The 25,410-nt window shown below is 69.4% G+C and carries 30 protein-coding genes and 1 pseudogene; 15 read left to right on the top strand and 16 right to left on the bottom strand.

All coding sequences use genetic code 11. The features are described 5' to 3' along the window. The first annotated feature begins 182 nt into the window (after positions 1–182). Positions 183–569 (top strand): hypothetical protein, encoded by a 387-nt coding sequence (locus BLQ75_RS01320; RefSeq protein ID WP_139182877.1) that lies wholly within the window; start codon positions 183–185, stop codon positions 567–569. Between the two features lie 1,145 nt (positions 570–1,714). On the opposite strand, the gene BLQ75_RS01310 is transcribed toward BLQ75_RS01320, so the two are convergent. Next, positions 1,715–2,047, bottom strand: a complete 333-nt coding sequence (locus tag BLQ75_RS01310) for a VOC family protein (protein WP_211481097.1) — start codon at positions 2,045–2,047, stop codon at positions 1,715–1,717. Between the two features lie 195 nt (positions 2,048–2,242). Between BLQ75_RS01310 and BLQ75_RS01305 the strand changes: the two genes are divergently transcribed. The 6 genes from BLQ75_RS01305 to BLQ75_RS01280 all read left to right on the top strand — a co-directional run bounded on the left by BLQ75_RS01305 (position 2,243) and on the right by BLQ75_RS01280 (position 7,559). Next, entirely contained in the window at positions 2,243–3,076 is an 834-nt protein-coding gene (locus BLQ75_RS01305; protein WP_170837262.1) for a helix-turn-helix domain-containing protein, read from the top strand. A gap of 364 nt (positions 3,077–3,440) precedes the next feature. Then, positions 3,441–4,211, top strand: a complete 771-nt coding sequence (locus BLQ75_RS01300) for an ABC transporter ATP-binding protein (protein ID WP_092596463.1) — start codon at positions 3,441–3,443, stop codon at positions 4,209–4,211. After that, positions 4,208–5,503 (top strand): ABC transporter permease, encoded by a 1,296-nt coding sequence (locus BLQ75_RS01295; RefSeq protein WP_092596460.1) that lies wholly within the window; start codon positions 4,208–4,210, stop codon positions 5,501–5,503. Before BLQ75_RS01300 ends, BLQ75_RS01295 begins: the two co-directional genes overlap by 4 nt. A 65-nt stretch (positions 5,504–5,568) precedes the next feature. After that, complete coding sequence (locus BLQ75_RS01290) at positions 5,569–6,102, top strand: hypothetical protein (protein WP_139182876.1); 534 nt, start codon at positions 5,569–5,571, stop codon at positions 6,100–6,102. Between the two features lie 87 nt (positions 6,103–6,189). Further along, positions 6,190–6,693: an RNA polymerase sigma factor gene (locus BLQ75_RS01285; protein WP_211481096.1), complete on the top strand. Its 504-nt coding sequence runs from the start codon at positions 6,190–6,192 to the stop codon at positions 6,691–6,693. Further along, entirely contained in the window at positions 6,690–7,559 is an 870-nt protein-coding gene (locus tag BLQ75_RS01280; protein ID WP_092596452.1) for an anti-sigma factor family protein, read from the top strand. The genes BLQ75_RS01285 and BLQ75_RS01280 overlap by 4 nt, the downstream gene beginning before the upstream one ends. A gap of 60 nt (positions 7,560–7,619) precedes the next feature. On the opposite strand, the gene BLQ75_RS01275 is transcribed toward BLQ75_RS01280, so the two are convergent. Continuing rightward, positions 7,620–8,219: a TetR/AcrR family transcriptional regulator gene (locus BLQ75_RS01275; protein ID WP_092596449.1), complete on the bottom strand. Its 600-nt coding sequence runs from the start codon at positions 8,217–8,219 to the stop codon at positions 7,620–7,622. Positions 8,220–8,298: 79 nt separating this feature from the next. Between BLQ75_RS01275 and BLQ75_RS01270 the strand changes: the two genes are divergently transcribed. After that, the gene (locus tag BLQ75_RS01270) at positions 8,299–8,973 is read left to right on the top strand and encodes a haloacid dehalogenase type II (protein WP_092596445.1); all 675 of its coding nucleotides are present in this window, start codon (positions 8,299–8,301) and stop codon (positions 8,971–8,973) included. 204 nt (positions 8,974–9,177) lie between these two features. After that, positions 9,178–10,032 (top strand): arginase family protein, encoded by an 855-nt coding sequence (locus BLQ75_RS01265; protein ID WP_092596442.1) that lies wholly within the window; start codon positions 9,178–9,180, stop codon positions 10,030–10,032. A 120-nt stretch (positions 10,033–10,152) separates the two neighbouring features. Here the strand turns inward: BLQ75_RS01265 and BLQ75_RS01260 are convergent, their stop codons facing one another. Further along, complete coding sequence (locus tag BLQ75_RS01260) at positions 10,153–11,199, bottom strand: alcohol dehydrogenase catalytic domain-containing protein (RefSeq protein ID WP_092596439.1); 1,047 nt, start codon at positions 11,197–11,199, stop codon at positions 10,153–10,155. 61 nt (positions 11,200–11,260) lie between these two features. Further along, the gene (locus BLQ75_RS01255) at positions 11,261–12,274 is read right to left on the bottom strand and encodes an NADP-dependent oxidoreductase (RefSeq protein ID WP_211481095.1); all 1,014 of its coding nucleotides are present in this window, start codon (positions 12,272–12,274) and stop codon (positions 11,261–11,263) included. 350 nt (positions 12,275–12,624) lie between these two features. Here BLQ75_RS01255 and BLQ75_RS01250 point away from each other — a divergent pair, with 350 nt between their 5' ends. Beyond that, entirely contained in the window at positions 12,625–13,653 is a 1,029-nt protein-coding gene (locus BLQ75_RS01250) for an aldo/keto reductase (RefSeq protein ID WP_092596436.1), read from the top strand. 120 nt (positions 13,654–13,773) lie between these two features. Here BLQ75_RS01250 and BLQ75_RS01245 read toward each other — a convergent pair whose 3' ends face one another. The 4 genes from BLQ75_RS01245 to map form a co-directional block, all read right to left on the bottom strand. Beyond that, positions 13,774–14,289, bottom strand: a complete 516-nt coding sequence (locus BLQ75_RS01245) for a MarR family winged helix-turn-helix transcriptional regulator (RefSeq protein ID WP_092596433.1) — start codon at positions 14,287–14,289, stop codon at positions 13,774–13,776. A gap of 231 nt (positions 14,290–14,520) precedes the next feature. Continuing rightward, entirely contained in the window at positions 14,521–15,108 is a 588-nt protein-coding gene (locus BLQ75_RS01240; protein WP_043575810.1) for a TetR/AcrR family transcriptional regulator, read from the bottom strand. Next, positions 15,105–16,112, bottom strand: a complete 1,008-nt coding sequence (locus tag BLQ75_RS01235; protein WP_092596430.1) for an aldo/keto reductase — start codon at positions 16,110–16,112, stop codon at positions 15,105–15,107. Before BLQ75_RS01235 ends, BLQ75_RS01240 begins: the two co-directional genes overlap by 4 nt. Positions 16,113–16,428: 316 nt before the next feature. After that, a complete protein-coding gene (gene map / locus BLQ75_RS01230; protein WP_092596427.1) occupies positions 16,429–17,196 on the bottom strand; it encodes a type I methionyl aminopeptidase in 768 nt (255 codons plus the stop codon). A 58-nt stretch (positions 17,197–17,254) separates the two neighbouring features. On the opposite strand from map, the gene BLQ75_RS01225 reads away from it, so the two are divergent. Next, entirely contained in the window at positions 17,255–17,545 is a 291-nt protein-coding gene (locus BLQ75_RS01225; RefSeq protein WP_092596424.1) for a helix-turn-helix domain-containing protein, read from the top strand. A gap of 107 nt (positions 17,546–17,652) precedes the next feature. On the opposite strand, the gene BLQ75_RS01220 is transcribed toward BLQ75_RS01225, so the two are convergent. The 8 genes and pseudogenes from BLQ75_RS01220 to BLQ75_RS01190 form a co-directional block, all read right to left on the bottom strand. Further along, a complete protein-coding gene (locus BLQ75_RS01220; RefSeq protein ID WP_092596421.1) occupies positions 17,653–18,483 on the bottom strand; it encodes an MOSC domain-containing protein in 831 nt (276 codons plus the stop codon). Between the two features lie 147 nt (positions 18,484–18,630). Beyond that, entirely contained in the window at positions 18,631–19,338 is a 708-nt protein-coding gene (locus BLQ75_RS01215; protein WP_092596418.1) for a DUF5710 domain-containing protein, read from the bottom strand. A 4-nt stretch (positions 19,339–19,342) separates the two neighbouring features. Next, positions 19,343–20,125, bottom strand: a complete 783-nt coding sequence (locus BLQ75_RS01210) for a DUF6381 family protein (protein WP_092596415.1) — start codon at positions 20,123–20,125, stop codon at positions 19,343–19,345. 238 nt (positions 20,126–20,363) lie between these two features. Next, the gene (locus tag BLQ75_RS01205) at positions 20,364–21,029 is read right to left on the bottom strand and encodes an esterase/lipase family protein (RefSeq protein WP_092596412.1); all 666 of its coding nucleotides are present in this window, start codon (positions 21,027–21,029) and stop codon (positions 20,364–20,366) included. 297 nt (positions 21,030–21,326) lie between these two features. Next, on the bottom strand, positions 21,327–21,521 hold the full coding sequence (locus BLQ75_RS01200; protein ID WP_092596408.1) for a DUF397 domain-containing protein: 195 nt from the start codon (positions 21,519–21,521) through the stop codon (positions 21,327–21,329). Further along, positions 21,518–21,691, bottom strand: a pseudogene (locus BLQ75_RS24620) (XRE family transcriptional regulator); the annotation flags it as partial. The gene BLQ75_RS01200 and the pseudogene BLQ75_RS24620, both read right to left, overlap by 4 nt. Positions 21,692–21,787: 96 nt before the next feature. Continuing rightward, positions 21,788–21,976 carry a DUF397 domain-containing protein gene (locus BLQ75_RS01195; RefSeq protein ID WP_092596405.1) on the bottom strand — a complete coding sequence of 63 codons (189 nt, stop codon included), beginning with the start codon at positions 21,974–21,976 and terminating at the stop codon, positions 21,788–21,790. Continuing rightward, positions 21,973–22,926 carry a helix-turn-helix domain-containing protein gene (locus tag BLQ75_RS01190; RefSeq protein WP_244515150.1) on the bottom strand — a complete coding sequence of 318 codons (954 nt, stop codon included), beginning with the start codon at positions 22,924–22,926 and terminating at the stop codon, positions 21,973–21,975. The genes BLQ75_RS01195 and BLQ75_RS01190 overlap by 4 nt, the downstream gene beginning before the upstream one ends. Before the next feature lie 282 nt (positions 22,927–23,208). Here BLQ75_RS01190 and BLQ75_RS01180 point away from each other — a divergent pair, with 282 nt between their 5' ends. From BLQ75_RS01180 to BLQ75_RS01165, 4 genes are all read left to right on the top strand, one after another. Continuing rightward, a complete protein-coding gene (locus tag BLQ75_RS01180; protein ID WP_092596399.1) occupies positions 23,209–23,457 on the top strand; it encodes a hypothetical protein in 249 nt (82 codons plus the stop codon). Then, positions 23,454–23,888 carry a hypothetical protein gene (locus tag BLQ75_RS01175; RefSeq protein ID WP_092596393.1) on the top strand — a complete coding sequence of 145 codons (435 nt, stop codon included), beginning with the start codon at positions 23,454–23,456 and terminating at the stop codon, positions 23,886–23,888. Before BLQ75_RS01180 ends, BLQ75_RS01175 begins: the two co-directional genes overlap by 4 nt. Positions 23,889–24,174: 286 nt before the next feature. Beyond that, a complete protein-coding gene (locus BLQ75_RS01170; RefSeq protein WP_092596390.1) occupies positions 24,175–24,915 on the top strand; it encodes a DddA-like double-stranded DNA deaminase toxin in 741 nt (246 codons plus the stop codon). After that, entirely contained in the window at positions 24,912–25,370 is a 459-nt protein-coding gene (locus tag BLQ75_RS01165) for an Imm1 family immunity protein (protein ID WP_092596387.1), read from the top strand. Before BLQ75_RS01170 ends, BLQ75_RS01165 begins: the two co-directional genes overlap by 4 nt. Positions 25,371–25,410 lie beyond the last annotated feature (40 nt).

Here is a 25,410-nt window from a genome sequence, read left to right as displayed (position 1 = left end):
TCGCAGAGGGTGCTCTCCACGGGCGTGGAGGTGGACCTGGCGTTGTGGTCGAACGCGAGTTGGTCGCGCAGTGCTCTCCACGCACGTGGAGGTGGTCTCCGAAGCCGGGAACGGCCGGGGCGTGGGTGGATCTGAGTAGTTCTGCCGATGTCGTCGTTCGGCCGAGGTTCGATCCTGGCGGCATGTCACAACGGGGGAGCACTGTCAGGGGACGCGGGGCGACCGGAGCGGGGCGGGTCCGGTTGGCCACCGAGACGGCGGGAACGATCATGGTCGTGGCCGCACCGGCTCTGATGGTGATGAGTATGGCCGGGTTCTACCTCGCGGCCGGCGTCGCGACCGGCTGGGACTACGACTCCCCCGAGGCTGGTTGGATTCTGCTCGGGGGGTTCGGTTTCTATGTGTGGGCGATCATGCTCCTCGGCGCGCCGTTGTCGTTTCTGCTGTGCGGGTTGACCCGGCGCGCCTTCCTGCCGGAGCGCGTCGCGGTGCGCAGAGCACTGCTCTTCGCCGCCGTGGCGGGACTGCTCGTTCCCGAACTCGTGCTGCTGCTCGCCGGATTCATGTAGGAATTCCGAGAGCTCTGTTCGGAGCCGTGGCCTGCCGTGGGGATTCGAGGAACATCGGACACACAGAGCCGCCTCGGATGCGTGTGAACCGCACGCGCGCTGCGGAGATGTGGAGGTCACAGGTACGAGGTAACCCGGCGTCGCCTCATGTCGGGACGAGCCGGTGGTGTCCGGCTCCGTTCGGCGCGGTTGGTTTCGGCTGCGGTGATCAAGGCCAGTCGGTGTGTCGTCGTGGTGAGGCGTCCGATCAGGTGGCCGAACAGTCGGGAGGCCCGCAGCATCGGGTGTTGGCCGGACCGCACCGCCGTTGCGAACCCCGTCCCGGAAACCCCGAACACCGGCCCGGTTGGGCTGCCCCGGACGGACGACGATTACTCGCGAGAACGCCGCCAGGTGCCGGGAAGTGAGGGTCCTCATGGGGCGGGTTCGACCTCTCATCCGGACTCGACTCCCGCTCGGCGTCCTTGAAGGCCGCGTCGACGGTTCGGGTGCGGTCGAGAACGCCCCGAGTCGGCCCGCAACCAGCCACGCGGCTGTCTGGGGGTGGGAGCTGCTTTCGGCTGTCGGGTGAGTGCGAGCAACCCCGTCGCGTCGGTGGGGGGCGGTTCTTCCTCCGAGGCCACGAGAACGCGCCACTGCTGTTCGGCCTCGTCGGTGAGCTCGATCCTTCGTATCCAACCGAGCAGCACCGAGCAGCGCCGCCACGCTCGCCGAAGCCGACTCCGGGACACGGTCGAGCTGCCCCAGTCGCTCCCGTGCCGTTTCGAGTTCCTCGGTCGGGGGACATCCCCCCCCCTCAACATCGCTGCCTGGCCGCACCTGAGTGAGAGAATCCCCGGCGGGCGCCACTTCGGAGTGTGTGAGGCTCTGATCGACCTGCTGCCAGGTGGGGAGCCGGGGCTCGTACCGGGCGCATGCCCGGCCGCCGCGGTGCGGTTTCCCGTACCGAGTTCCGGAATCGTGGTGGTGGCGGATGGCTCGGGACGACCCGCGAAACGCGCGGCGGCTGTAGCCTCGCGGGTCGTGGAGTGTTCTCCGCGTATGTGGAGGTGACCACTCGAGTCCCTTCGGGCCGCTCGTGTGTCCGCTGCCCTGAGGGGAGACGTCAATCGCGCGACCCTGTGCCAGGGGCTTTCTGATCCGGATCAGCCGGGACGGTGGTGCACGTACTCGATGATCGAACCGTCCGGATGCCGTACCGTCACCCCGCTGCCCACCGGGGCTCGGAACGGTCGCCGCACCAGCTCCGCACCTTCCGCGCGCAGTCGTTCGAGGTAGGGCTCGATGTCCGGCACGAGCAGCGTCCCGACCGTGGCGCGGAACGGTTGCAGCGCTTCCGCCGAACCGCCGATGAGCAGAAAACCTCCCACCGCGGTCAGTGTCAGGTTCTTCTCCGGATAGGGCATGACCATGTCCCGCCGTAGCCCCAGCACTCTCTCGTACCACGAGGTCGTCGCTTCGAGATCGGCGATGTCCACGAAGACTCTTACGAACGTTCTCGGCTGTCGAAGGACGCGGGAATCCGTGAGTTCGCGCCAGAGTTGATCGAGCAAGAGGACTTCCTTCGGTCGGCTTCGGTTCGACACCCGACTCTCCTGCGGTGAATCGGGGCCGGGCCAGCAGCCGGTTCGTACTGTTACCGACACTGACAGGCTCAGGGAACGTGGAGGGCGATGTCCGCGATGACGATCCGGCGCGAACTCGGTGCGTTCCTGCGGGCCGCGCGCGCTCAGCTCACCCCGGCCGATCTCGGGCTGGACGCGTACGGCAGCCGCCGGGTCCGGGGCCTGCGGCGAGAGGAGGTCGCTGCCGTCTCCGGGGTCGGGCTGTCGTGGTACACCTGGCTGGAACAGGGCAGGGTCAACGCCTCGCGGCAGGTGCTCGACGCGTTGGCGAGCACGCTGCGGCTCGGCGAACAGCAACACCGGCACGTGCTCGCGTTGGGTGGATTCCAGCCAGGAGTCGGGGAAAGCGCCGATTCCGCCCGGCTTTCGGCCTTGCTGGACGAGTGGTCGCGGAGCCCGGCACTGCTGCTCGACCACCGATTCGACGTGCACGCGGTGAACGAGGTGTACGACGCGGTGTGGCCGCCGGATCTCGAGGCGGGGAAAGGAACGAACCTGCTGCTCGCGATGGCGACCGAGTCAGGTTGGCGCGATGTGCTCGTCGACGAGCGGAACGTGCTGTACGAACTCTTCCTGCGATTCCGAGCTCAGGCGGACCTGCACCCCACCGATCCGAGAGCTCACGAGGTGCTGCGAACACTGCGGAACAGCCGCCCCGACCTGGCTCGCTACTGGGAGTGCCGCGACGTCCGCGACTCCGGGACATGGCCGGTGGTCGCTACCGATGGGAGCGGAGGCAGGCTACGGTTCGACTTCACGCTGCTGCGTACCGAGGGGACGTCCGGTTCACTGCTCGTGCAGGTTCCCGGCGACGACGAAACCCGGGAGTGGGTGAGAGAGCGAACCCCGTCGGACGAGGCGCGAAGCGCGCGGCGACTGTGACTTCGCGGTTCGCAGCGGATGCTTTCCACCCGCGTGGAGGTGTTCCCGTTCTCGGTTGGTGCTTCCCGTGACGCTCCGAACTCGCCCTTCCCCACCGGCCTGGTTCTGGCTCGGGGTGAGTTCCTGTCGCCGGAGCAGAGCGTGTGGCCGTGCCGCAGCCGCGTCCGTGCTCCCGAAAAGACGGCGGGCGACTCGGGAAAACCGCGACGGAGGTGCTGTCCGATAGGGAAGTGTGCGGGATGTGAGAGACGGGCTCGTGGTGGAGCTGACGCGAGGGCGGGACGACCGCCCCTTCGCGGCACTCCACGGCCACGAGTGCTGTTCACCCGCCGCAGTGCGTCGTTGGTGTGGACGGAGGCTCGACATGGTGACTGTCAGGGTGGACGGTTTGCGGGCTCGATACGGCGGAAAGTTGGTGCTGGACGGGATAAACCTGCACATGGGTACTGGTATCCACGGGCTGCTGGGCCCCAACGGTGCGGGCAAGACCACCCTGATGCGCACGCTGGCGACGGTGGCACGGCCGAGCGAGGGCAGCGTCGAGCTCCTCGGGCATGACACCGCGGAACAGGACGGCCGGAAGCGAGCGCGTCGGCGGTTGGGATACCTGCCCCAAACGTTCGGCTACTACCCGGGATTCACGGTGGCGGAGTTCGTGGAGTACATGGCCTGGCTCAAGCAAATGCCGAAGGACCGCGTGCCGGAGGCGGTCGGACGCGCGATCGAGCGGGTCGGCCTGGCCGATCGGGCGGACTCGAAGTTGAGACGACTCTCCGGCGGGATGTTGCGTCGTGCGGGGATCGCACAAGCCATCGTCAATGATCCGGAACTGCTGCTGCTCGACGAGCCGACGGCCGGACTCGATCCGGAGCAACGGGTGGATTTCCGGGAACTGCTGCGTGACATCGGATCCACCAGCACCGTCGTCGTCAGTACACATCTGGTCGAGGACGTGGCTGTCGTGTGCGATGAGGTCACCCTGCTCGACGGCGGGAAGCTGATTTTCCGGGGAACACCGAACGAACTGGCCGAGTCGGGCACCTCCGAGGCGGAAGACGCTCGCGGCGGGGACACTGCTCTGGAACGAGGCTACACCGCCGCACTTCGTGGTTCTCGTGAAAGGAGGGCAGCATGACCGCACGCGTGCTGTGGCACGAGATCCGTCGTAGCGGTTTGCCGCTCTGGACAATTCCGCTGCCGCTCCTCGTGTCGGGGTTGGTGTTGGCCAAGACGTTTCGAAGTATGGAAGGAAAACGCTTCGAATGGTCCACGTCGATTTTCTACAACATGACGCCGATGATCGTGTTGGCCAGCACACTGGCTTTGGCGGTCGCGGCGTGGCGGGCCGGGCGTGAACGCCGTAGAGGTGTCGCGGAACTGATCGGTTCCACTCCGCGTGCGCGCTTCCAGCGTGCGCTGCTCGCCTGGGTTCCCGTGGTGATGTGGCCCGTCGTTTCCTGCTTACCGGCGCTGGCGGCTTTCGGGGTGCTCAGCGGGGATGCCGTTTCGGGGCCACCGCTGTTCGGGGTGCTGACCGCGGCTGTCTCCACAGTGGTCGCCTATGCGGCACTCGGTTTCGCCGTTGGTACGTATCTTCCCGGAAGATTCACGGCACCAGTGGCGGGTGTGGTCTCGTTCGTTGTCACGATCGCCCTTGGCTCACGGGTTCCCCACGGTCTGTTGTCCGTTCTTCCGCAACCCACCTACGGCACCATCGCGACTCACCGCACCAGTGTCGGACTGTGGGACCGGCCGGTGTGGTGGTTCGCACCCGCTGCCGCGCTGTGGTTCGTGGCGCTGGCCGTCGCGTTTCTGGTAGTGGCTACGGCACGACGCCGCCTGCTGGCGGTAGTACCGTTCGCTCTCGCGGTGCTCGCCGCGATTCCGTTGACCCAGACCCGGGTTTGGCGCATCGACACCGCGAGCCCGTCGCTGAACTGCAGCGACGGCAGTGTGCGTGTCTGCGTGCCGAACGAGGTCGGTGTGGCTCCGGACGCCGTGGCCGCTTCGACGGAACCGGTTCGAACGCGGCTGGCCGGTCTTCCCGAGGTGGCTCCGCTGGGAGCGGCCGATTCGACTTCCGCCAGTGCGTATGTCTGGCCGCAGAATTGCCGTTCCCAGCTGGACGGGATCGAGTGCTCTTCGCCGCGCCCTTCGGTCGCGGGCGAGATGCTCGCCGAACGGGTTTCCGGCTGGCGGTGTCCGGAATCGTCCCCTCCGGGAACCCCCGTGTACACGTCTCCGGTGCCGCGATTGGAGAACGGGGTGCGGGACTGGTTGCTCGGACGCACGGGTGATTCCGCGTCGAACGTGTCCCAGCATCTCGCCGCGCTTCCCGATGAAGAACGGCGAGAATGGCTGAGTCGTTATCTGCTGGCCGCTGAGCGGTGTGATGTCTCGGCTGTCGAAGGATTGCGGGTTTCCTGATGGCCTCCGGTCGTTTTCTGTGGTTGTATCTTCGGTCTCGTAATGTTCCCGCTGTGGTCGCGGGAATGGTTCTGTTGCTCGTTCTCAGCGGTTGGAACGGGCAGTGGCTGGGTTGGACCCTGCCGAGAGTGGTCCTGGTGTTCGTGGTGGTGCTCGCGGCTGTTTTGTTGGCCGGTAGTTTCGCCGCGCCGAGTGCGGAGCTCGATGCCGGTGCCTGTGTGTCGTGGTGGCGGTGGCATCTCGGGCACGCCGTGGTGGGTATGGCCGGTTGCGGGGTGACTCTGGCGATCGCGGTGTTCTTCCATCGGCATGGCACGCTGGGCTTCGATCTCGCCGTGCTGCGCGATCTTCTCGGTTTCAGCGGGTTGGCGTTGTCGACGGGGGCGTTGGCCGGGGTGTGGTTCTCCTGGACGGCCCCGTTCACCCACGCCCTCATCACCTGGCTGTTCTCCTCGGTGACCGCGCCCTGGGGTGGAGTGCTCCTGTGGCCCGTGCTGCCTCCGACAGCGGCGACTTCCTGGTGGCCCGCCGTCGGGCTCTGCCTGCTGGGCACCGTCCTCGTCGCCGCTCGCGGCCCGATCCCCGCGATCAAGTGGTGACCTCCCGCGAGAACCACGACGGACAGCCATCCGATACGGGAGTGTGCGGGGGATATGAGGCGCGGTCGGCCATCCGACGAACGGTTGATGAAGGCTGTCGCCAGGGGAGAGGCGCGAGCTCTGGCGGAGTTGTACGACAGACACGCCCCGTGGTTGTTTCTCAGACTCAAGCGTCGTTGTTCCGATCAGGGGATCATCGAGGAGGTCGCCCAGGACACGTTCCTGAGCGTGTGGCGTGACGCCAAGCGATACCAGAGCGGAACCGTCGGTGGCTGGATCTGGACCATCGCCGTTCGGCGTCTCATAGACGCCCAGCGGGCCCGGACCGCCAGGCCGGAGGACGTCACCGAAACGATCGAGACCGCCCGTACGACGCCGTCGGCCGAGCAGCACGCGCTCAGCGGTGTTGAACACGGTGACTTGGGGGCGGCACTGAACACGTTGTCACCGGAGCTACGGGCCGTCGTACAGGCCACGATCATCGACGGTATGAGCACCGTCGAGGCGGCCACCGCTCTCGGGATTCCCGAAGGGACCGTCAAGACCCGCGCCAGACGTGCCCGGGTTCTGCTGCGGGAGGCCCTGGCATGACGTACGCGAACGACCACGGCAGGGTTGGTATGAACTGGCACATTCCGGAGGAACAGCTGCACGCGTACGTCTCCGGGGAGATCGGCAGTCCCGAGGCCTGGTCGGTGGAATCACACCTGGTCGAGTGTGCGAGGTGTGCCGACCGGGTCGCAGGCGCCGTGGAGCACACTGAGCTGGCTCCGAGGGTGGAGAACGTGCGCGGGAGAGTTCTGGACCACATCAGCGCCGAAACGCTTCCCCGGACGAGCCGGGAACCTCGAACACCGATTCACTGGCCACGCGTCCGGCGCCTGCTCACCGCCGCACCCGCGTTGCGCTTGCCCTGGTTGGTGGCGGCGGTGCTCGTCGTCGCGTGTGCTGCCGCGTTGAGTCTGCTCAGCGGCGGTGCGGAACAAGCGGGTTCCGTTCTGCTCCTGAACGCGCCACTGCTACCGCTGGCGGGAGTGGCGCTGAGCTATGGACCGGGCATGGATCCCGCCTACGAACTCACGTTGGCCACTCCGTACTCGGGGCTGCGGTTGTTGCTGCTTCGCACGGTCAGCGTGCTGGCGGTGACCGTCCCGCTGCTGCTGGGCACGAGCTTCGTCTTTCCCACAGGGGGGATCTCGGCCGCCGCTTGGCTGCTGCCCTGTCTCGCGCTCGTACTGGTGACACTGCTGTTGGGGAGCTGGATCGAGCACCGTCTCGCCGCGGTACTCGTCGGTGCCGCGTGGAGCGCGGCGGTGCTCGTACCCCGGTTTCTGCTCGTGATCGACGTTTCGCGGGTGTTCGATCCGATGTTCCAGCTGACCTGGGCAGGAGTGGTTGTGGTCAGCGCGGTGATGCTGATCGGTCGGCGCTCCGCTTACGACAGGATGGGAAGCTGACCCGGCTCGGTCGCGAGTGGATCCCGCGAAAGATCGGCACGTCCCCGGCCGGGAACCACCTCAGCCGCCGGTCTCCTCCCGCAGCAGCCGCAGCGCCGCGCGGTGCGCCCGGTGCAGCGGTGTGGCGTCCCGCCGCAGCGTCGCGCGCACCACGGCTCCCTCCAGCAGCAGGAACCACTCCTCGGCCACGTCGGACGGATCGGAGCACCCAGCCGCCTCGGCGATCTCCGCCAGCCAGGTGCGGGTTCCCTCCTTGTTCCGCTCGATGACCTCCCGCCCGGGGTGGTCGGCAGCGGTCAGCTCCACTCCGGCGTTGACGAATCCGCACCCCCGGAACCCGTCGGCCACGGTCCACTCCTCGTAGCTTTCGAACACCGCCGCCAGCCGCTGCTCGGTCGTCTCGCGTCCCGCCGACGCGCGCTCCAGGGTTTCCCGCCAGCGTCGGTCCCGTTCGGCCAGATGCGCTGCCACCAGCCCGTCCTTCGAGCCGAAGTGCGCGTACAGCGTCACCTTGGTCACACCGGCCCGCGCCGCGAGCGTGTTGACCCCCACCGCCTGGATGCCGGACTCGTAGAACAGCCGCGAAGCCGTGTCCAGGATGCGTTGCCTGGCCGAACCGGGTTCGCCCGTCCCGGGGCCGCTCGGTTTCGTCTCCACCATGAGTTGTAACTATACAAACCGGTATGTAAAGTCCGGGCGCCGGTGGATCCCGGCAGTCATCCGAGACGGAGGTACCCGTATGAACACCAGGCCCGTGGCAGTCGCCTTCGACGTGCTGGAGACCCTGCTGGACCTGCGCGCCCTGCGCACCCGCTTCACCGACATCGGCCAGCCCGCGGAGATGCTGCACCCCTGGTTCCTGCGCTTCCAGCGCGACGCGATGGCGCTGTCGCTGTCCGGCGAGTTCGGCTCGTTCCCGGACGTCGCCCGCCAGGCGCTGCGCACCGAGAGCGAGCACACGGCCAGCGAGGCCGACATCGACCACGTGCTCGACGGTTTCGCCCATCTGCCCGCCCACCCGGACGCCGAGCCCGCGCTGCGCAAGCTCTCCGAGGCCGGGGTGCGCGTGGGTTGCCTGACCGTCGGCAACGCGGAGAACACCGCGAGCTTCCTGGCCAACGCGGGCCTGGCGAAGTACGTCGATCGGGTGGTCACGGCCGACCAGGCGGGCATCTGGAAGCCCTCACCCACCGTCTACCGGGCCACCGCCCACCAGCTGGGGGTCGCCCCCGGGGACATGGCCCTGGTCGCGGTGCACGCCTGGGACTGCCACGGCGCCAAGCGCGCGGGCTGCACGTCGGGCTGGTGCTCCCGACTGGAGGGTGAGCCGGGTGACGTCTTCTACGCCCCCGACGTGACCGGTGACGACTTGGTGACCGTCGCGGATCGGCTGCTCGGGCTGCCCACCCGGTGACGGACTCGCCCCGCCGCCCTCACGGCGAGGCCCGCCGGCGGTCGCGCGGTGCTTCCGGCCGCGCGGCGGCGACGCGCCACCGAGACGGACCCCTGCCGGGCAGGCGGTGCCGTCACGAAGTCCCAACTCCCGGTCACCCTCGGTTCGTCCCCCAATAGGATGCTGGTGTTCGACACGAACGCGCAGCCAGGCGAGGAGGGGCGAATGTCGGCAGGCGAGGACTCGGTACCCACGACGACCCACGGGGCGCTCACGGCGTTTCACGGGCGCGCGGGTGACCACAACGATCGCGCGATGGCGGGGGCGCGGATCCTCGGCTCCGAGCTCGCCCGGTACATGCGGGCCGGGCTGACCCGGATCGGCCAGTCGCGCCCGGCGCTGAGCGCGGACTGGGAGACCGAGCTGACCGCCGCGTTGCCCGAGCTGCGCAGGCTCGCCAACCGCTACGACACGCTGCTGGCCGAGGGAGCCAGGCCGGTCACTGCGGTGAACAGGTGCGCGGTGGCGCTGGCGACGCTGCCGGTGGTGGCGCGCCACCGTCCCGACGCCTGCGTGGTCTGGCTGGACGCCCACGCCGACCTGCACACCCCGGCCACTTCGGAGAGCGGCTACCTGGGCGGCATGGTGCTGGCCGGTGCCTGCGGCATGTGGGACTCCGGGCTGGGCGACGGACTCGCCCTCGGCAACGTCGTGCTCGGCGGTCTCCGCGACGTCGACGAGGCGGAGCGGCGGTTGCTCTCCGAGGGCACGATCAGCGCGGTCTCGGCGGGCGAGGACATGGTGGACAAGCTCCGCGCCGCCGTGGCGGGCAGGCCGGTGTACTTCCACCTCGACTGCGACGTGCTCGAACCCGGCGTGCTGGCCACCGACTACCGCGTTCCGGGCGGTCTCACCCTGGAACGGTTGCACGAGGTGGCCGGGATGCTCGCCGAGCACGAGCTGGTCGGCGTGGAGCTCGGCGAGTTCGAGACGATCCAACCCACCGGCGAGACCGACACCGACGCGGCGCGGCGGCTGGTCGAGGCCGTCGCGCCGCTGCTGGACGGGCCGCGAGGCTGACCCCGAGGCCCTCCCGATCGCCCCGAACGGTCGGGAGGGCCGGTATCGGGTCCGCGCGGGAGACCGCGGTGGTGCTCCGCGCGGACGGTCATTCCTCCGAGGAGGGGACGTCGTCGCCTCTCACGGGCGGACCAGCACCTTGAGCGCCTCGCGCTCGTGCATGGCGCGGTAGCCGTCCGCCACGTCGTCGAGCCCGACCGTCCTGTCGAAGACCAGGCCGGGCTGGACCCTGCCCTCCAGCACGTCGGGCAGCAGCTCCGGGATGTAGTCGCGCGCCGGGGCCACGCCGCCGCTGATGGTGACGTTGCGGAAGAACGTCTCGGCCGACTGCGGGATGCCGGCGTAGGTCGGCGCGCCGACCCTGCCGATCGCCCCGCCGTCGCGCACCACGCCCACGGCGGTGGCCAGCGAGTCGTCCGTGCCGACGCACTCCAGCACGTGCGGGGCGCCGTGCCCGCCGGTCAGCTCGCGCACCCGCTCGACGCCCTCGGCGCCGCGCTCCGGCACCACGTCGGTGGCGCCGAACCGCTCGGCCAGCTCGGTGCGCGGGGTGTGCCTGCCCATGATGACGATCCGCTCGGCGCCGAGCCGGGCCGAGGCGAGCACCCCGGACAGCCCGACCGCGCCGTCGCCGACCACGACCACTGTGGAGCCCCGCTTCACCGAGGCGGACACGGCGGCGTGGTGGCCGGTGCTGAACACGTCGGAGAGCGTGAGCAGCGAGGCGCTCAGCGCCTCGTCGGAACCGCCGGGCAGCCGCACCAGGGTTCCTTCCGCCCTCGGCACGCGCACGGCCTCGCCCTGGCCGCCGTCCACTCCGCCGGAGCCCCACATGCCGCCGTTGACGCAGGAGGTGGGCAGCCCGTCCCGGCAGAACTCGCAGCTGCCGTCGGAGAAGGTGAACGGCGCGACCACGACGTCGCCGGGGCGCGGCGAGGTCACGTCGGAACCGGTCTCCTCGACCACGCCGAGGAACTCGTGGCCGATGCGCTGGGGCTCGGCGGGGCCGTCGCCGTCCAGCCCCACTCCCCGGTAGGGCCACAGGTCGCTGCCGCAGATGCAGGCGTGGGTCACCCGCACGATCGCGTCGGTGCTCTCCAGCAGCGCGGGCTCGGGGACCTCTCCCACGCGGATGTCCTTCGGGCCGTGGAGCAGTGTTGCCTTCAAGGGTGCGAACTCCGGATGAGGTGGGTTGTCGATTTCACGATCCGTCGGTGGGCGGGTGCGCTCAGCGCAGATCGACCAGCATCTTGCCGGTGTTCTCGCCGCGCATCATGCCCAGGAAGGCCTCGGGGGCCTTGTCGAGGCCGTGCAGCACGGTCTCCTCGTAGCGCAGCCGTCCCTGGCGCAGCCAGCCGCCGACCTCGGCCATGAACTCCGGGTACTTGTCGAAGTGGTCGATGACGATGAAGCCGCGCGCGGTGAGCCGCTTGCTGACCATCTGGAACATGCCGCGTGGCCCCGGCTGCGCGTCGACCTCGTTGTACTGCGAGATCGCGCCGCACATGGCGATGCGGCCGAAGTCGTTCATGCTGTGGATCGCGGCTTCCAGGTGGTCGCCGCCGACGTTGTCGAAGTAGACGTCGATGCCCTCGGGGGCGGCTTCGGCCAGCTGCTGGTGAACCGGGCCCCGCTTGTAGTTGAACGCCGCGTCGAATCCGAGGTCCTCGGTGAGGTGGCGGACCTTCTCGTCCGATCCGGCGCTGCCGACGACCTTCCGGGCCCCGTGCAGCTTGGCGAGCTGTCCGGCGATGGAGCCGACCGCGCCCGCCGCGCCGGAGACGAACACGACGTCGGTCTCCCGCAGTCCGGCGATCTCGAACAGGCCGGTGTAGGCGGTCAGGCCGGGTGCGCCGAGCACGCCGAGGAAGGCGTTGGGCTCCGCGAGCTCCGGGTCCACCCGTCTGGCGGCGTTCGCGTCGAGCAGCGCGTACTCGCGCCATCCCAGGGTGTGAACGACCAGGTCACCGACCTGGAAGTCCTCGGACTCGGAGACGGCGACCTCGCCGACGGCCGCGCCGTTGAGGGGCTCACCGATCTGGAAGGGCGCCACGTAGGAGGGGCGGTCGTCCATCTGGCCGCGCATGGCGGGATCGACGCTCATCACCAGGTTGCGCACCAGGAGCTGTCCGGCCGCCGGTCGGCGCACCGGCACGGTGGCGGTCTCGAAGGTGCTGTCGGTGGGCCACCCGCTGGGGCGCTCGGCGAGCCGTACTTCTCGTGCTGTGTCGGGCAGTGACAACTGCTTGTTCTCCCGGGGTCGTGGTTCGGTTCGGGATCTCGTCCCGCGTCGTGCGGCGGGGCGACACCAATTTCATTGTACACAACTTAAATTGCCAAGTTTGTATTGCGCACAATTGATATTGCTCTCGGAAGTCGGGGCGAACCGCCCCGGCGGCGGGACGCTTCCGTGCCGGGGAGTGCTGTGATCGGCTGGAGGGGAGGTCAGCCGGGGCCGTCGCTCCGCCCCGGCACCGCGCCACCGGGCGGGGGCCGACACGCGGCGGCACGATCGGGCCCGGCTTTCCCGAACCGCCGCCGCTCATCGGCCGGATCGGCCGGAACGAGAACGACAGGAAAGGACCGCGACCCGTGGACCACGTCTCACTCGGCAGGACCGGAGTCAAGGTCAGCCCGCTGTGCCTCGGCGCCATGAACTTCGGCGCCTGGGGCAACCCCGATCACGACGACTCGATCCGAATCATCCACCGCGCCCTGGACGCCGGGATCAACTTCATCGACACCGCCGACGTGTACTCGCACGGTGAGTCGGAGGAGATCGTCGGCAGGGCCCTCGCCGACGGCCGCAGGGACGACGTCGTGCTGGCCACCAAGGCCCACGCGCCGATGGGCGAGGATCCCAACGAGCGGGGCAACTCGCGCCGCTGGCTCGTCCGCGAGGTGGAGAACAGCCTGCGCAGGCTGGGCACCGACCACATCGACCTCTACCAGGTACACCGGCCCGACCCGGACACTCACATCGACGAGACGCTGGGCGCGCTGACCGACCTGATCCGCGACGGCAAGATCCGCTACGCGGGCTGCTCCACTTTCCCCGCCCACCTGATCGTGGAGTCGCACTGGGTGGCCGAGCGGCGCGTGCGGGAGAGGTTCGTCACCGAACAGCCGCCCTACTCGATCCTGACCAGGGGGATCGAGGCCGACGTGCTGCCCGTAGCCCGCGACTACGGCATGGGGGTGCTCCCCTGGAGCCCGTTGTCGGGCGGTTGGCTCTCCGGCAAGTACCGGCGGGGACGGGACGCCCCGGACACCCACCGCGCGAACTCCATGCCCGACCGGTTCGACCCGACCAGGACCGACAACGCGCGCAAGCTCGACGCGGTCGAGGAGCTGGCGCGGTTGGCCGCCGACTCCGGGATCACCCTGGTGGACCTGGCGCTGGCGTTCGTGCTCAGCCACCCGGTGGTGACCGCGCCGATCATCGGCCCCCGCACCATGGAACAGCTGGAGTCCCAGCTCGGCGCCGCCGACATCCGGCTCGACGCGGCGACGCTGGATCGCATCGACGAGATCGTGCCGCCCGGCACCACCCTCAACCCGGCCGATGTCGGTTGGACCCCGCCGGACCTGCGACGTAAGGAGCCGCGCCGCGGGCGGTGACGAAGAATTCGGACACGGCTCGCTCGGTTGCCTCAGCCGTTCGGGTGGCGGAACCTCTCGCGGTGGTGTCCACTTCCGGTGCGGGCCGGAGATCGGAGAGTCGCGGCCCGGTGGGAGTGCTCACTCCCGGCGGTCGATCTCCTCGGCGGCCCGGTCCAGGGCCGAGGTGACGCTGTTCAGCGCGGTGTGCAGCTCGCCGAGCCGCTGCTCGTCCAGCCCGGTCGCGCTGAGGATTCGCCGCGGGATGTCGCTGGCCCGCTCGCGCAGCGCGATGCCCTCCTCGGTGGGGCGCACCACCACCGAGCGCTCGTCGATCGGGCTGCGCTCCCGCCGCACGAACCCGGCCTTTTCCAGCCGTTTGAGCAGCGGGGACAGTGTGCCCGAGTCCAGCCGCAGCGATCGCCCCAGTTCCTTGACGCTGCGTTCGCCGTGCTCCCACACGGCCAGCATCACCAGGTACTGCGGGTAGGTCAGCCCGAGCTCGGCCAGCACCGGCCGGTACAGCGTGTCGAACGCGCGGGAGGTGGCGTGCAGCACGAAGCACAGCTGGCGCTCCAACCGCAGCAGCTGTTCGGAATCCGCCCGCGAGATCGACTCGCCGCCGGATTCCCGCGCCTCGTCCGTTCCGTCCGACACGCCACGGAGGGTACCAGTCGGTTGTGCAAAACCAAGTCGTGTGGAGCCGCGTCCCACGGGGCACGGTCCCGCCAGCGGCCCTGGAGACCGCGCGGGGGCCCCGGACCGGCGTGGGGTCCGGATCGATGTGGGGCGTCAGCGACGGCCCCCGGCGCGGAGGTGCGCCGGGGCGCCAGTCGGTGAAGGAGGGGCGCCACTCAGGGACGGCGAGTTCCCAACCGGGTAGAAGTCCTACCGGCGTCCGCTCGCCAGCCCCCGCAGCAGCAGCGCCCATACCTCCTCGAAGTCCGCGTCGAGTTCCGGGTCGTCCCACTCCGATGCGTGCGCGGGGTTGTGGAACCGGGCGGTGGCCGACAGCACCGCCTTCGCCGCGCGGTGCGGATCGTCGACCTCGAACTCGCCCCGGGCCACCCCGTCCGAGACGATCCGCGCGATCATCCCGGCCAGCGTCTCCAGGTGCGCCCCGACCACCTCGCGCGACTCGGTGGCCAGCGCGTGGTAGGTCGCGAACAGCTCCGGGTCCTCCCGCGCCATCCGGCGCTTGGTCGTGCTCAGCAGCTCCAGCCAGTTCCGGAGCCGTTCGGTGGCGGGCGCGTCCTCGGTGGTCAACGGCCGGAGCGGCTCGTTGATCCGGTCCAGCCAGCGCGCGGCCACGGCGTCGCGCAGCGCCGCCTTGTTCGGGAAGTGCCGGTACACGCTGCCGTGGCTGACGCCCAGGGCGCGGGCCACGTCCACCACGGTCGTCTTGCCGGGCCCGAAGCGGCGGAGGGTGTCTTCCGCCGCTTCGAGTATCCGCTCGGCGGTGAGCGCCTCGGTCACGAGGACCCCTCGGCGTCGCGCTCGCTGTCGAGCAGCGCCATGCCGCCCTCGTCGTAGCGCCGGCCCGCCACGGCCTCCGGCGGTACCGCGCGTTCGATCGCGGCGAGCTCGTCGGTCGAGAGCTCGACGTCCAGGGCCCCCAGCGCCTCGCCGAGCCGGTCGCGGCGGCGGGCACCGATCAGCGGCACGATGTCCGAGCCCTGTGCCAGCACCCAGGCGATCGCCACCTGCGCCACCTCGACGCCCTTCCCCCGGGCGATCGAGCGCAGCCGCTCGACGAGCTCCAGGTTGCGCTCCAGGTTCTCGCCCTGGAATCGGGGGTAGTGGCCGCGTGAGTCCCCCTGCTGGGCGTCTCCGCTCCAGTGGCCGGAGATCAGGCCCCGGGAGAGCACGCCGTAGGCGGTGATGCCGATGCCGAGCTCCCGGCAGGTCGGCAGGATGGAGCGCTCGATGCCCCGCGAGACCAGCGAGTACTCGATCTGCAGATCCACGATCGGGTGCACCGCGGCGGCCCGGCGGATGGTCTCGGAGCCCATCTCGGACAGTCCGATGTGGCGCACGTAGCCCGCCTCGACCATCTCCGAGACGGCGCCGATGGTGTCCTCGATCGGTACCCGGGGGTCGAGGCGGGCCGGTCGGTAGATGTCGACGTGGTCGGTGCCCAGCCGTTGCAGGGTCTGCGCCAGCGAGTTCTTCACTCCGGCGGGGCTGCCGTCGAATCCGACGATCCCGCCGTCCGGATCGCGCATCGCGCCGAACTTGACGCTGATCTCCAGCGAGTCGCGGTCGTGCCGTCGCAGCGCCTCGCGCAGCAGCAGCTCGTTGTGCCCGCTGCCGTAGAAGTCGCCGGTGTCCAGCAGGTTGATGCCCGCCTCGACGGCTGCGTCGATGGTGGCGTGGCTCTCCCGCGTGTCGGCGGGGCCGTAGAAGTCCGACATGCCCATCAGGCCGAGGCCGACCGTCGAGACCTCGGGTCCGGTGTTGCCCAGTGCGTGTCGCTGCATGAGTTCAACTGTCAACCATGTGATGACAGATGTCAATATCTGTCATTGAATAGCGCGTGGGTGGACGTGTCAGCGGCGCTGTCGCGGAAGCTCGCGGGGTGCCCCCGCGCCGGAGTCCCGTGCGGGCAGTCGCGCCACCTCGAGGCCGCCCGCACGAGACCTCTCCGGGGAACCCGCCGCGTGCGGCCGGGCGAGCCCCTCCGGAAGTGGCGCCGGTCGTTTCGGGGGCGTTGGACGCGACGTCGCGAGAGGTGCCCGATACCACCGTCGCCCGAGGTGCACGACGCGGAGCTTCGGCGGCGGTACCGGGGTGCTGTCACGGCTCGGTCAGGACCACCGGTCCGTCCTCGGTGACGGCCACCGTGTGCTCGCAGTGGGCGGCCCGGCCGCCGTCGGCGGTGCGAAGCGTCCAGCCGTCCGGGTCGGTGCGGTAGTGATCACGGCCGCCCGAGAGCAGCATCGGCTCGATCGCCAGGACCAGCCCGGCGCGCAACCGGAACCCCCGGTCGGGACGCCCCTCGTTGGGCACGTGGGGCGGTTCGTGCATGGCGCGCCCTATGCCGTGGCCGCCGTGGTCGGCCAGCAGTCCGTAACCCTCCGCGCGTGCCGGTGCTCCGATGGTGTGGGCGACGTCGCCGAGCTTGGCGCCGGTGACGGCGGCCTCGATGCCGCGCCGCAGCGCGGCCTCGGTCGAGTCGATCAGCCGCGCGTCGGCCGGATCGGCCGAGCCGACCGTGAAGCTGATCGCGGCGTCACCGCACCACCCGTCGAGGAAAGCGCCGCAGTCGATGCTGACCAGATCGCCGTCGGCCAGTTCCGTCCCGTCGGGGATGCCGTGCACGACCGCGTCGTTGACGCTCGCGCAGATCACCCCGGGAAACGGCGTCGGTGCTCCGGGGGGCTGGTACCCCCGGAACGCCGGTGCGGCTCCGGCGTCGTCGATGACCGCCTCGGCGATGCGGTCCAGCTCCAGCGGAGTCGTGCCCGCCCGAGCGTTCCGGCGGACCTCCCGCAGGGCCTGTCCCACCACTCTTCCTGCCGCCCGCATGCTCGCGATCTGTCCGGGTGTCTTCAGCTCGATCAAGACGTCTCCCTCGTACGGTACTTTCCCCAATAACAATACCGGTATTATTATTGGGGACATGGTACGAGTGCCACTCAGCTCCGACGAGATGGACCGGGGGCGCAGGCTCGGCGCGATGATCCGCGCCGCCCGCGGGCCGGAGAGCATGAGCCGCACGGCCGAGAAGGCCGGGATCTCGGTGGAGACGCTGCGCAAGATCGAGACCGGGCGCATCCCCACACCCGCCTTCTTCACCATCGCCGCACTGGCCGGGGTGCTGGACATCTCCCTCGACCGGCTGGCGCTGCACGTGGACACCGCGCCGGATGACCCGCCGCGCGCCGAGAACGGTCGGGCTGACGCTTCCTGAACAGCCGCTGGTGCCACGCGCGCCGCAGCGAGCGAAAGGACGGCCCCGGCGGGTGTCTCCGACGACAACAGGGGCCTCGGTTCCCGACGCTCCGCCGACCGGCGCGACTACAGCTCCGACTCGCCCCAGGAGCCCACGACGACCTCGTCGCCCAGCGACAGCTTCCCGGCGCGCAGCACCGCGAACTTGCTCCCCAGGAACACACCGGTTCGGGTGGGGGAGGTCCGGTAGTCGGCCAGCGTCCTGATCGGCTCGGGCCCGGCCTTGATCCCGGTCTCCTGGTCCACTCTGGTCACGCCGCAGCGCTTCGCGAGCTTCGCGTAGCCCAGCTCGGCCTCACCGATGGTGACGCGACGCGCCAGGTCCTCCAGATGGGGCTCGTCCCAGCCGGAGACCACGACGTTCGGGCGGAACCGGTCCATCGGCAGCTCGGCCTCGCCTCTGGCGGCCAGCCTGGCGTTCAGCGAGTCCAGCGTGGACTCGGACACGACCAGCAGCGGGCCGCTGTCGGCGTACGCGGCGCTTCCCGGCGTCAGGCCGTCGGTGGTGCGTTCGTGCTCCGGCGGCACGCACACGAGGCGGGAACGCGCCCCGATCACCTCGGAGAACCACTCGGCCACCGCGTCGCCCTGGTCGATTCCCCGGTAGTTCACGCCGTGCAGCGTCACGTCACGACGTGGCAGCCCGGTGTCCACGCTCAGGTGCAGCGGTTCGACCCCCTCGGCCCGGAGCGTGAGCCGCTCGCCCCCGGAGCTGACCTCGGGGTGGACCCTCGCCAGCGACGGCGACCCGCGCTGCGTCCGGAACAACCCGTCCTCGTCGGTGACCATGAAACGGCGGTCGTGGCGCAGTCCGCTCGCGGTCAGCTCGACGTCACTGACCGGGTCTCCGGCGCATCCCTTGACCGGATACCGCACCAGCTCCGAAACCTGGGGCATCGCGCCGAGTCTAGGGACCTCGCTGCCGGAACCACAACTCTCCGGACGCCTGACGGCCCCGCACGGACGACGAGGTGCCGCTAAGCGGTCCGGGGCACCGCGCCGGACCGGGGCCGGGTGAGCGGCCCCCTTCGTCCGCGCCCCCGGTCAGCCCGGTCGCCCCGATTCGTCCAACCGCCGCCTGGCGATGTCCGGACGTTGCTCGGCCTCCGGAGGCGGGACCACGGTGACCCCGGCGCCGGTCAGCATGCTCAGGTCCAGCCGCCACTCGCGGGCCGAGCGCCGGTGCCACAGCTCGAACATCCCGGCGATGTGCTCCTCGGCGTCGTCCCGGCTCCAGCCGTTGACGGCGCACAGATGCTCCAGCGCGGTCTCCGCCAGGCCGCGAACGCGGGCCAGCCCGAAGTGGGTGACGGTGTGGCAGGCGTCGCACAGGCAGATCAGCCTGCGCAGCGTCTGCACCGCCCCGGCCTCGTCGTAGGCCCACCGTTCGTGCGCCTCCAACCGGCGGGGAATCGACCTGTCCTCCCGCGCCCCGCAGATCTCGCACTCGGCCCCGGCGCGCCGCACGATCATCCGCCGCAGCCGCTCCCAGTCGCGCGGGCTCACGCACGAGCGCACGTTGGTGAACCAGCAGGACGAGGGGACGAGGTCCACGAACAGGCCGGTCCCGAACTCCCGGTCCTCACCGGGCAACGGGTCCGGGACCTCGGGCAGCGCCTCCCAGCGCCGCAGCGCGGACACCCGCCCACCGGGGGCGTACCAGCGCTTCTCGCGCGGGTCCCAACGCGCTCCCAGCGCCTTGGCCTCGTCCTTCTCCGCGAACGGCACGTCCAGCCAGTGGCGTTCCGGCACGTGCTCACACCCCCGGTACGGCGCTCGGTTCCGGACGCCCGCGCAGCGGCCAGGACTCCGCGTCCTCGCGCACCCGCTCGGCGCGCTGCCGCAACCGCTCCGCCTCGGCGGGGTCCGAGGCCTTGCCCGCCTGCTTGTCCAGGTAGTCCGCGAAGTTCCTGGTCTGCGCCCGGTACCAGCCGACCTGGTTGTCGTGCAGCTGCTCCAGCGGGACCTCGCCGATCCGCTCGGGGTAGCTCTTGGCCAGCCGCCAGGCCAGCCTCGCCGCGGCGAGCGCGTCGCCGTCCGAGGTGTGCGCCCCGTCGGCGCGCACCCCGTGGTGCTCGCACAGCGCCCCGAGCGTCCGCTTGCCCTTGCGGAACCGGTCGAGCTGCCGGTCGATGCAGAAGGGATCGACCACCGGGCCGCTGATCGCCAGTTCGCGCTCGTGGTGCCTGCGCAGCTCCGCGTTCAGCACGGAGAGGTCGAAGCTCGCGTTGAACGCGATCAGCGGTGTGCTCGCGTTCCACGACTCGGCCAGGGCGTCGGCCACCCCGGCCACCACCTCGGGGGCGGGGTGGCCGTGGGTGCGGGCGTGCTCGGTGGTGATGCCGTGGACCCGGCTGGACTCCTCGGGGATCTCGATCCCCGGGTCCGCGAGCCAGTTGCTGGTGACGGGATCGCGCCCCGGGACGATCGAGATCAGCGTGGCGGTCACGATGCGGTCCGTGTCGGTGTCGACGCCCGTGGTCTCCAGGTCGAAGGCGAGCAGCGGTCCGTCGGCCCAGCAAACACCGGAATCGTTCATGACGTGAAAGTACCCGCCGTGCCACGTGGTGTGTCCAACCCGGTGCGCTCCTTCGGAGGGCGGACGACGCGAAAGGGTGCCGCGTGCGGCGCGGGCCGCACGCGGCACCCGGATTCATCGGAGGAGGGGAGAGCCCGTCACGACCGCGGGTGCGGGGGTGGGCACAGCGGTCACCGGGGCGGTTCGGCGCCCTCGGACGGGCCCTTCCCACCGGAGGGGAGTGGACTCCCCGGCCGCCTCACTCCTCGAAGAAGTCGATGACATCGTTGAGCACGCTGACATCGCTCAGGAAACCGATGTGGGTCTGGCCGACGACGTGGTTGTTGTCCGCGCCCAGCACCCTGGTGTTGGTGTAGGGGATGATGACCCCGTCAGCGGGGGAGTACCAGGTGGCGTAGTCGGACTCGCCCGGAGTCCAGTCACCGGAGTTGAGCCGCTCCTCGAAGTCCGAGCCGGGCGTCATCTCCCGGCAGGAGGCGTAGATCACGCACGTGCTCGCGGTGGTGGTGCCCTGGTTGGCCCCGGCCAGCGAGGCCCAGTTCGCCACGTCGGTGTGGCCGCCGAGCTCCTTCATGTACCAGCGGGAGACGAGGCCACCCATGGAGTGGTTGACGATGTCGACCTTGTTCGCGCCGGTCTCGGCGAGAACGTTGTCCACGTACGAGGCGAGTTCGGCCGCGCTCCGCTTGTTCGACTGGCTCCAGTCGTACTCGAAGGCGTACAGCTCGGAGCTGGAGTAGCCGTTCATTCTGAACTGCGCCTCAGCGGCGGTCCAGTTGGAGGCGCTGCCCGTGTAGCCGTGCACGAACACCACCGGGTTCGGACCGGCCGCGTTGGCCACCCCGAACGAACCGAACGCCGCCATCGCGACAGTCGCGAGCACAACGCCGAGTATCCTGCGCATGAGTCCTCCTCTGCGATCTCGGACAGGACGCGACGAGTCTGGAACCGACGGCGGGGTGGGCACATCGGTGAAATCACCAGTGTTCGGTTGCGCCGTCCGAACGCGGCGTGAGCGTGGTGCGCCGAGCGGAGGCGGGAAGCTGCTCTCTCAGATGTGGACCGGTTCTCGGTCGTCGGGCCGTTTCGGGGCGTCATCGCCCGGCGCGGTGATTTCTCGCGAAGTCGTCGGGGGCGTGGGAAGCGCGGGAGCCGTGAAGGAGCGCCCCCGAGGGACGGGGCGCTGTGGTGTCGCTGGGGTTCAGTTGAACTGGTCGGTCTTGACCGCGTGGATGAACGCCGACCACTGCTGCTCGGTGGTGGTGAAGTATCCGGCTGTGCGGTTCTTGGTGTCGCGCACCGCCGCGCCGTCGTTGACGCGGCCGACCTCGACGCAACTAGTTTTCGAGGAGCGGCTCGACTTGCGCCAGTTTTCGGGGTTGTGCGATACCGTCATGGTGTTGTCTCCATTTCGTCGGCGACACTGGCGATGAGTTCCGCTGAGGCTTCGAGGCTCATCGCCGCACGGTCGAGATGCTCTCTCACTTCGAGATACGCTGTCGTGTCGTCCTTGTCGCGCAGCGTCGCGCTGGACCTGTGGGGTTCGAGGCGCACCACCGGGGCGGCGCGGCGATTTCTCGCGAAATCGCGGGGTCGCGGAAAACGATGGAAGCTGTGAAGGAACGCCCCCGGCGAACCGGGGGCGCTCTGTTGTCGAGCTGGTTACTCGAACCGCTGGTTCTTCACCGCATCGATGAACGCGGCCCACTGCGGCCCGGTGGCGGTGAAGTACCCGGCCGAGCGGTCCTTGGTGTCGCGCACCGCCGCGCCGTCGTTGACGCGGCCGACCTCGACGCAGGCGGTTTCCTGCTGGGTATATGTGGATTTGCGCCATCCGCGTGGCTCAGTCATGGTTCTCCGTTCTCGTTGTCGAACGCTTCCACTCGGTGGGCAATGAATTCCTTCGACGCTTCCGGAGACATCGCACGTTGTCGCAGCGTATCCGCTGCCGCACGGTAATCAGCGACGTCCTTGACTTTCCGCAGAAAGGCCGAGGTGCGGTAGTGCTCCAGGTGCACGATCGGCTGTTGGTCGTCGAACTCGAATAGGATGAACGGTCCGGCGTGCGCCGGATGCCACGTATCGGCACCGGCAGGTAGCACCTGGATGGTCACGTTGCCACGATCGGCCATCTTCAGCAGGTAGCGAAGCTGCTCGGCCATGACCGAGGCGCCACCGAGTTTCTCCCAGAGAGCCGCCTCGGCGATGATCGCGACGAAGTGTGGAGCGTTCTCCCGTTCTAGGACTTCGCGTCTGCTGAGTCTGAACGCGAGTCTCGTCTCAACCTGTTCGGAGGGCACGGTGGCCATCACCGCGCGGGCGTAGTCACCGGTTTGAAGCAGGCCGGAGATCACCAGGGTGCACATTTCGGTGATGTGTGTTGCTGAACGCTCGAAGTCGATGAGTGTCGCCAGCTCTTCACGCATCCCAGGCACACCGGAGGAGAGCCAGTTCGGTTCACGCACGCTGCGCGACATCTCGATGATGCGTTCCCGCTCGGCTCCGGTAACACCGAGCGCGGTAAGCAAACTGGCCGTGTCCTCGGGAGACGGCGGTTTGGTGCCGGACTCGTAACGCCACACGGTGGTGTGGCCGATCCCGAGCCGACGTCCCAACTCACGAACACCCAGCTTGGCTTCCTCACGCAGTTGTCGCAGTTCAGCACCAAGAGCACGAGCTCGTGGATTCGCCTGCGTGGTTCTGGACATGAACCACATCCTATCCAGCGGTTTTTGCTCGAACATTCCCCAGAAGAGGGATTGCGCACCGCGACGCCGGACATACATCGTGGTTCTCAACACACCAACTGGTTCTCGGAACCAGTTGGTGGTTCCAGGGAATGTTCAGAGAGGAGTTCGTGTCGTGTCGGAGAGCTACGACGTGTCGTATCCGGGTGTGCGGGTGCGGTGTCGGGATGAGTCGGGGTCGTCGTCGCTGGTGGTGTGGCGGTCGCAGTGGACTCCGGAAGTGATTCGGATCGAGACGCCGACGGTGTTCAACCGGACGGTGTGGACGGTGGGGCAGGCTCGTGTGTTGCGGGATGTGTTGGATGCGGCGGTGCGCTGTGCTGGGGGTGATGCTCGGTGACCAGTTATGCGGGCAGGTTGGGCATGTGGTTGGCCCATGAGCAGTGGAAGCTGGAGCAGGCCTCCTACGACATTCCGGCGCGGCGGGCCACGCCCAGGCAGTGTGCGGAGTTGGCGGGGGTGTTGCAGCGGCTGTCGGATGAGTTGCGGGACTACGCGGCGGGGTTGGCGTTCGGCGGCGGGCGGCCGCCGGGGTCGGGGTCGATCGATCCCGACGAGCCACCCGGAGGGGAGGACCAGCGATGAGTGCGCCGCCGGTGCTGCTGGCCACGGCCGTGGTGCTGACGGGGGCCGTGCTCGTGCTGGGCGGCTGGGGCCATCGGGTCAGCTATCGGCCGCGTCACGCGGGCGGCAGTGGCCCGGCCGCCAGACGGTTGGCCGCACTCAGGTTGGAGCACTACGCCCGGGACGAGTACCCGACCGTCGAGTTGATCGGCTGGCCGTTGTGTGATCCGGACGAGCAGCCGCACCTGTTCGGGCCGGCCCCACCCGCCCCGGTGGCGCCCTCACTGGTATCGAGACCGGAGCCCCCACCGGCCGTGCCGACTCCCACCAGCCCGATCGCCATGAATACCGCTACCGCTGCTTCAGCTTCCTCCCCTGAATCAGCATCGGCACCGGAGCCTCCCGAGCTGGCACTCATGCGCCGCGTGCTCGACGGGCTGCACCGCTTGTGAACCACGGCCCGGCACCGTCGATCCCCCGAGCTCCGGTGCCGGACCGTCCGCCGCCCGGCCGGCCGCTCCCCTCCCCGTCCGGCCGGGCGGTTCCAGCGAAAGACGTGCGAGTCACCGGCACGGCCGCTCCGCTCCCGTTCGCACGCCCGCCCTGTCGGACCTTCCTGGTAGGGGAGGGTCCGTGGCGCTCGGCGAGATCCGTGGACGGCTTCAACGGGCCATCGACGCCGTGGCGCGAGCCGCCCACCACGCACGCGGCCACACCGCCGCACGGTGAGGAGCAACGGTGTCCGAGTCCGAAGTGGAACGCCTGGCCAACCAGGTCAGCGGTACTGCCGGTCAGTTGCCGCCCGAACAACTGCACCGAGTGCGGGCCTGGATCGAGGAATTCGCCCTGCCCACCCTCGCCGAGATCGGCCAGGGCAGCACCTCGCCCGACCTGACCGAAGCCGTCACACTGCTCGAACAAACCCGCGAACTCACCGACGACGTCCTCGCCCTGAGCGAGACCACCCGAGGACACCTGGTGAGCTACCTCGCCACCCTCGGCATGACCGACGACCAACCCCCACCGAGCCTGCCCCACCCCTCCACCCATCCCCGAATACCCACCCACACCTCCCACGACCACTCCTGGATCGAACAGGTGCGCCAACGACTGCCCGAACACACCGGCGGACAAACCACCGGACTCACCTACGACCAGGACGGCACCGAACTCACCGAAACCAGCGGACGCGAAGAGGTCTCCGACCGCGCCCGCCTCACCCTGCACGACTCCACCCTGTTCCCGGCCGACGACCGTGGTGCCCCCGCCGTGTCCACCCACGTCGAAACGAAATACGCCCAACGGATGAAAGAACGCGGGCAGACACACGGCGTCGTCGTGCTGAACAATCGCATCTGTCCTGGTGAACAGAACTGCGAGGCCGCAGTAGCCGCGATTCTGCCCCAAGGGTCCACGCTGGTGGTGTGGCAGCCCGGCGCGTCGCGGCCAAAAGAGATCCACGGAAAGGCCCGCCCATGACCGTAGCCACCGAAACCGTCGTTATTACTGCCATCCTCGGCCACGAGTTCCACTACGCACGTACCCCCGAGGAAACATCCCACCTCGTCGAGGCCGTCCTCGACACCCGATATTCGCAGCTCTACGTCTGGGACCGCCCCTGTCTCTCGTTCGACCACGACGGCGGACCACAGTTTCCCGGCGGGCACCGGATGCGCATCACAGCAGAATCCGCGGTGGGCTGGGCAGCTCTCAACTACATGCACCCCGGCGCACCCGACGGCGCGCTCGTGGACTCCTACAACCCCGCCGCCACCGAGGACACGCCCCCGCTGCCGTTCGACCCCGAAGGCGACCTGTGGTTCCCCGCCACGGCCTCGCTCCCACTCGACCAGGCCCACCAAGCCATCACCGAGTACTGCCACACCGGACAGCGCCCCACCCGCGTCGAATGGCAACCCGGCCAGTGGTACTGAGGGAGCCGCCGCGAGTGGTTCGGTGGTGACACGACTCCTG

Source organism: Actinopolyspora xinjiangensis, from assembly GCF_900104475.1.
Taxonomy (GTDB): Bacteria; Actinomycetota; Actinomycetes; order Mycobacteriales; family Pseudonocardiaceae; genus Actinopolyspora; species Actinopolyspora xinjiangensis.
Note: the sequence above shows the minus strand (reverse complement) of the source record. Positions and strands in the feature narration are given on the sequence as shown.

Coding starts and splice junctions, on each gene's coding strand:
- BLQ75_RS01320 (WP_139182877.1), top strand. CDS start 183: ATGTCACAACGGGGGAGCACTGTCAGGGGACGCGGGGCGACCGGAGCG.
- BLQ75_RS01305 (WP_170837262.1), top strand. CDS start 2,243: ATGTCCGCGATGACGATCCGGCGCGAACTCGGTGCGTTCCTGCGGGCC.
- BLQ75_RS01300 (WP_092596463.1), top strand. CDS start 3,441: ATGGTGACTGTCAGGGTGGACGGTTTGCGGGCTCGATACGGCGGAAAG.
- BLQ75_RS01295 (WP_092596460.1), top strand. CDS start 4,208: ATGACCGCACGCGTGCTGTGGCACGAGATCCGTCGTAGCGGTTTGCCG.
- BLQ75_RS01290 (WP_139182876.1), top strand. CDS start 5,569: ATGGTTCTGTTGCTCGTTCTCAGCGGTTGGAACGGGCAGTGGCTGGGT.
- BLQ75_RS01285 (WP_211481096.1), top strand. CDS start 6,190: ATGAAGGCTGTCGCCAGGGGAGAGGCGCGAGCTCTGGCGGAGTTGTAC.
- BLQ75_RS01280 (WP_092596452.1), top strand. CDS start 6,690: ATGACGTACGCGAACGACCACGGCAGGGTTGGTATGAACTGGCACATT.
- BLQ75_RS01275 (WP_092596449.1), bottom strand. CDS start 8,219: ATGGTGGAGACGAAACCGAGCGGCCCCGGGACGGGCGAACCCGGTTCG.
- BLQ75_RS01270 (WP_092596445.1), top strand. CDS start 8,299: ATGAACACCAGGCCCGTGGCAGTCGCCTTCGACGTGCTGGAGACCCTG.
- BLQ75_RS01265 (WP_092596442.1), top strand. CDS start 9,178: ATGTCGGCAGGCGAGGACTCGGTACCCACGACGACCCACGGGGCGCTC.
- BLQ75_RS01235 (WP_092596430.1), bottom strand. CDS start 16,112: ATGCAGCGACACGCACTGGGCAACACCGGACCCGAGGTCTCGACGGTC.
- BLQ75_RS01225 (WP_092596424.1), top strand. CDS start 17,255: ATGGTACGAGTGCCACTCAGCTCCGACGAGATGGACCGGGGGCGCAGG.
- BLQ75_RS01220 (WP_092596421.1), bottom strand. CDS start 18,483: ATGCCCCAGGTTTCGGAGCTGGTGCGGTATCCGGTCAAGGGATGCGCC.
- BLQ75_RS01210 (WP_092596415.1), bottom strand. CDS start 20,125: ATGAACGATTCCGGTGTTTGCTGGGCCGACGGACCGCTGCTCGCCTTC.
- BLQ75_RS01205 (WP_092596412.1), bottom strand. CDS start 21,029: ATGCGCAGGATACTCGGCGTTGTGCTCGCGACTGTCGCGATGGCGGCG.
- BLQ75_RS01200 (WP_092596408.1), bottom strand. CDS start 21,521: ATGACGGTATCGCACAACCCCGAAAACTGGCGCAAGTCGAGCCGCTCC.
- BLQ75_RS01195 (WP_092596405.1), bottom strand. CDS start 21,976: ATGACTGAGCCACGCGGATGGCGCAAATCCACATATACCCAGCAGGAA.
- BLQ75_RS01175 (WP_092596393.1), top strand. CDS start 23,454: ATGAGTGCGCCGCCGGTGCTGCTGGCCACGGCCGTGGTGCTGACGGGG.
- BLQ75_RS01165 (WP_092596387.1), top strand. CDS start 24,912: ATGACCGTAGCCACCGAAACCGTCGTTATTACTGCCATCCTCGGCCAC.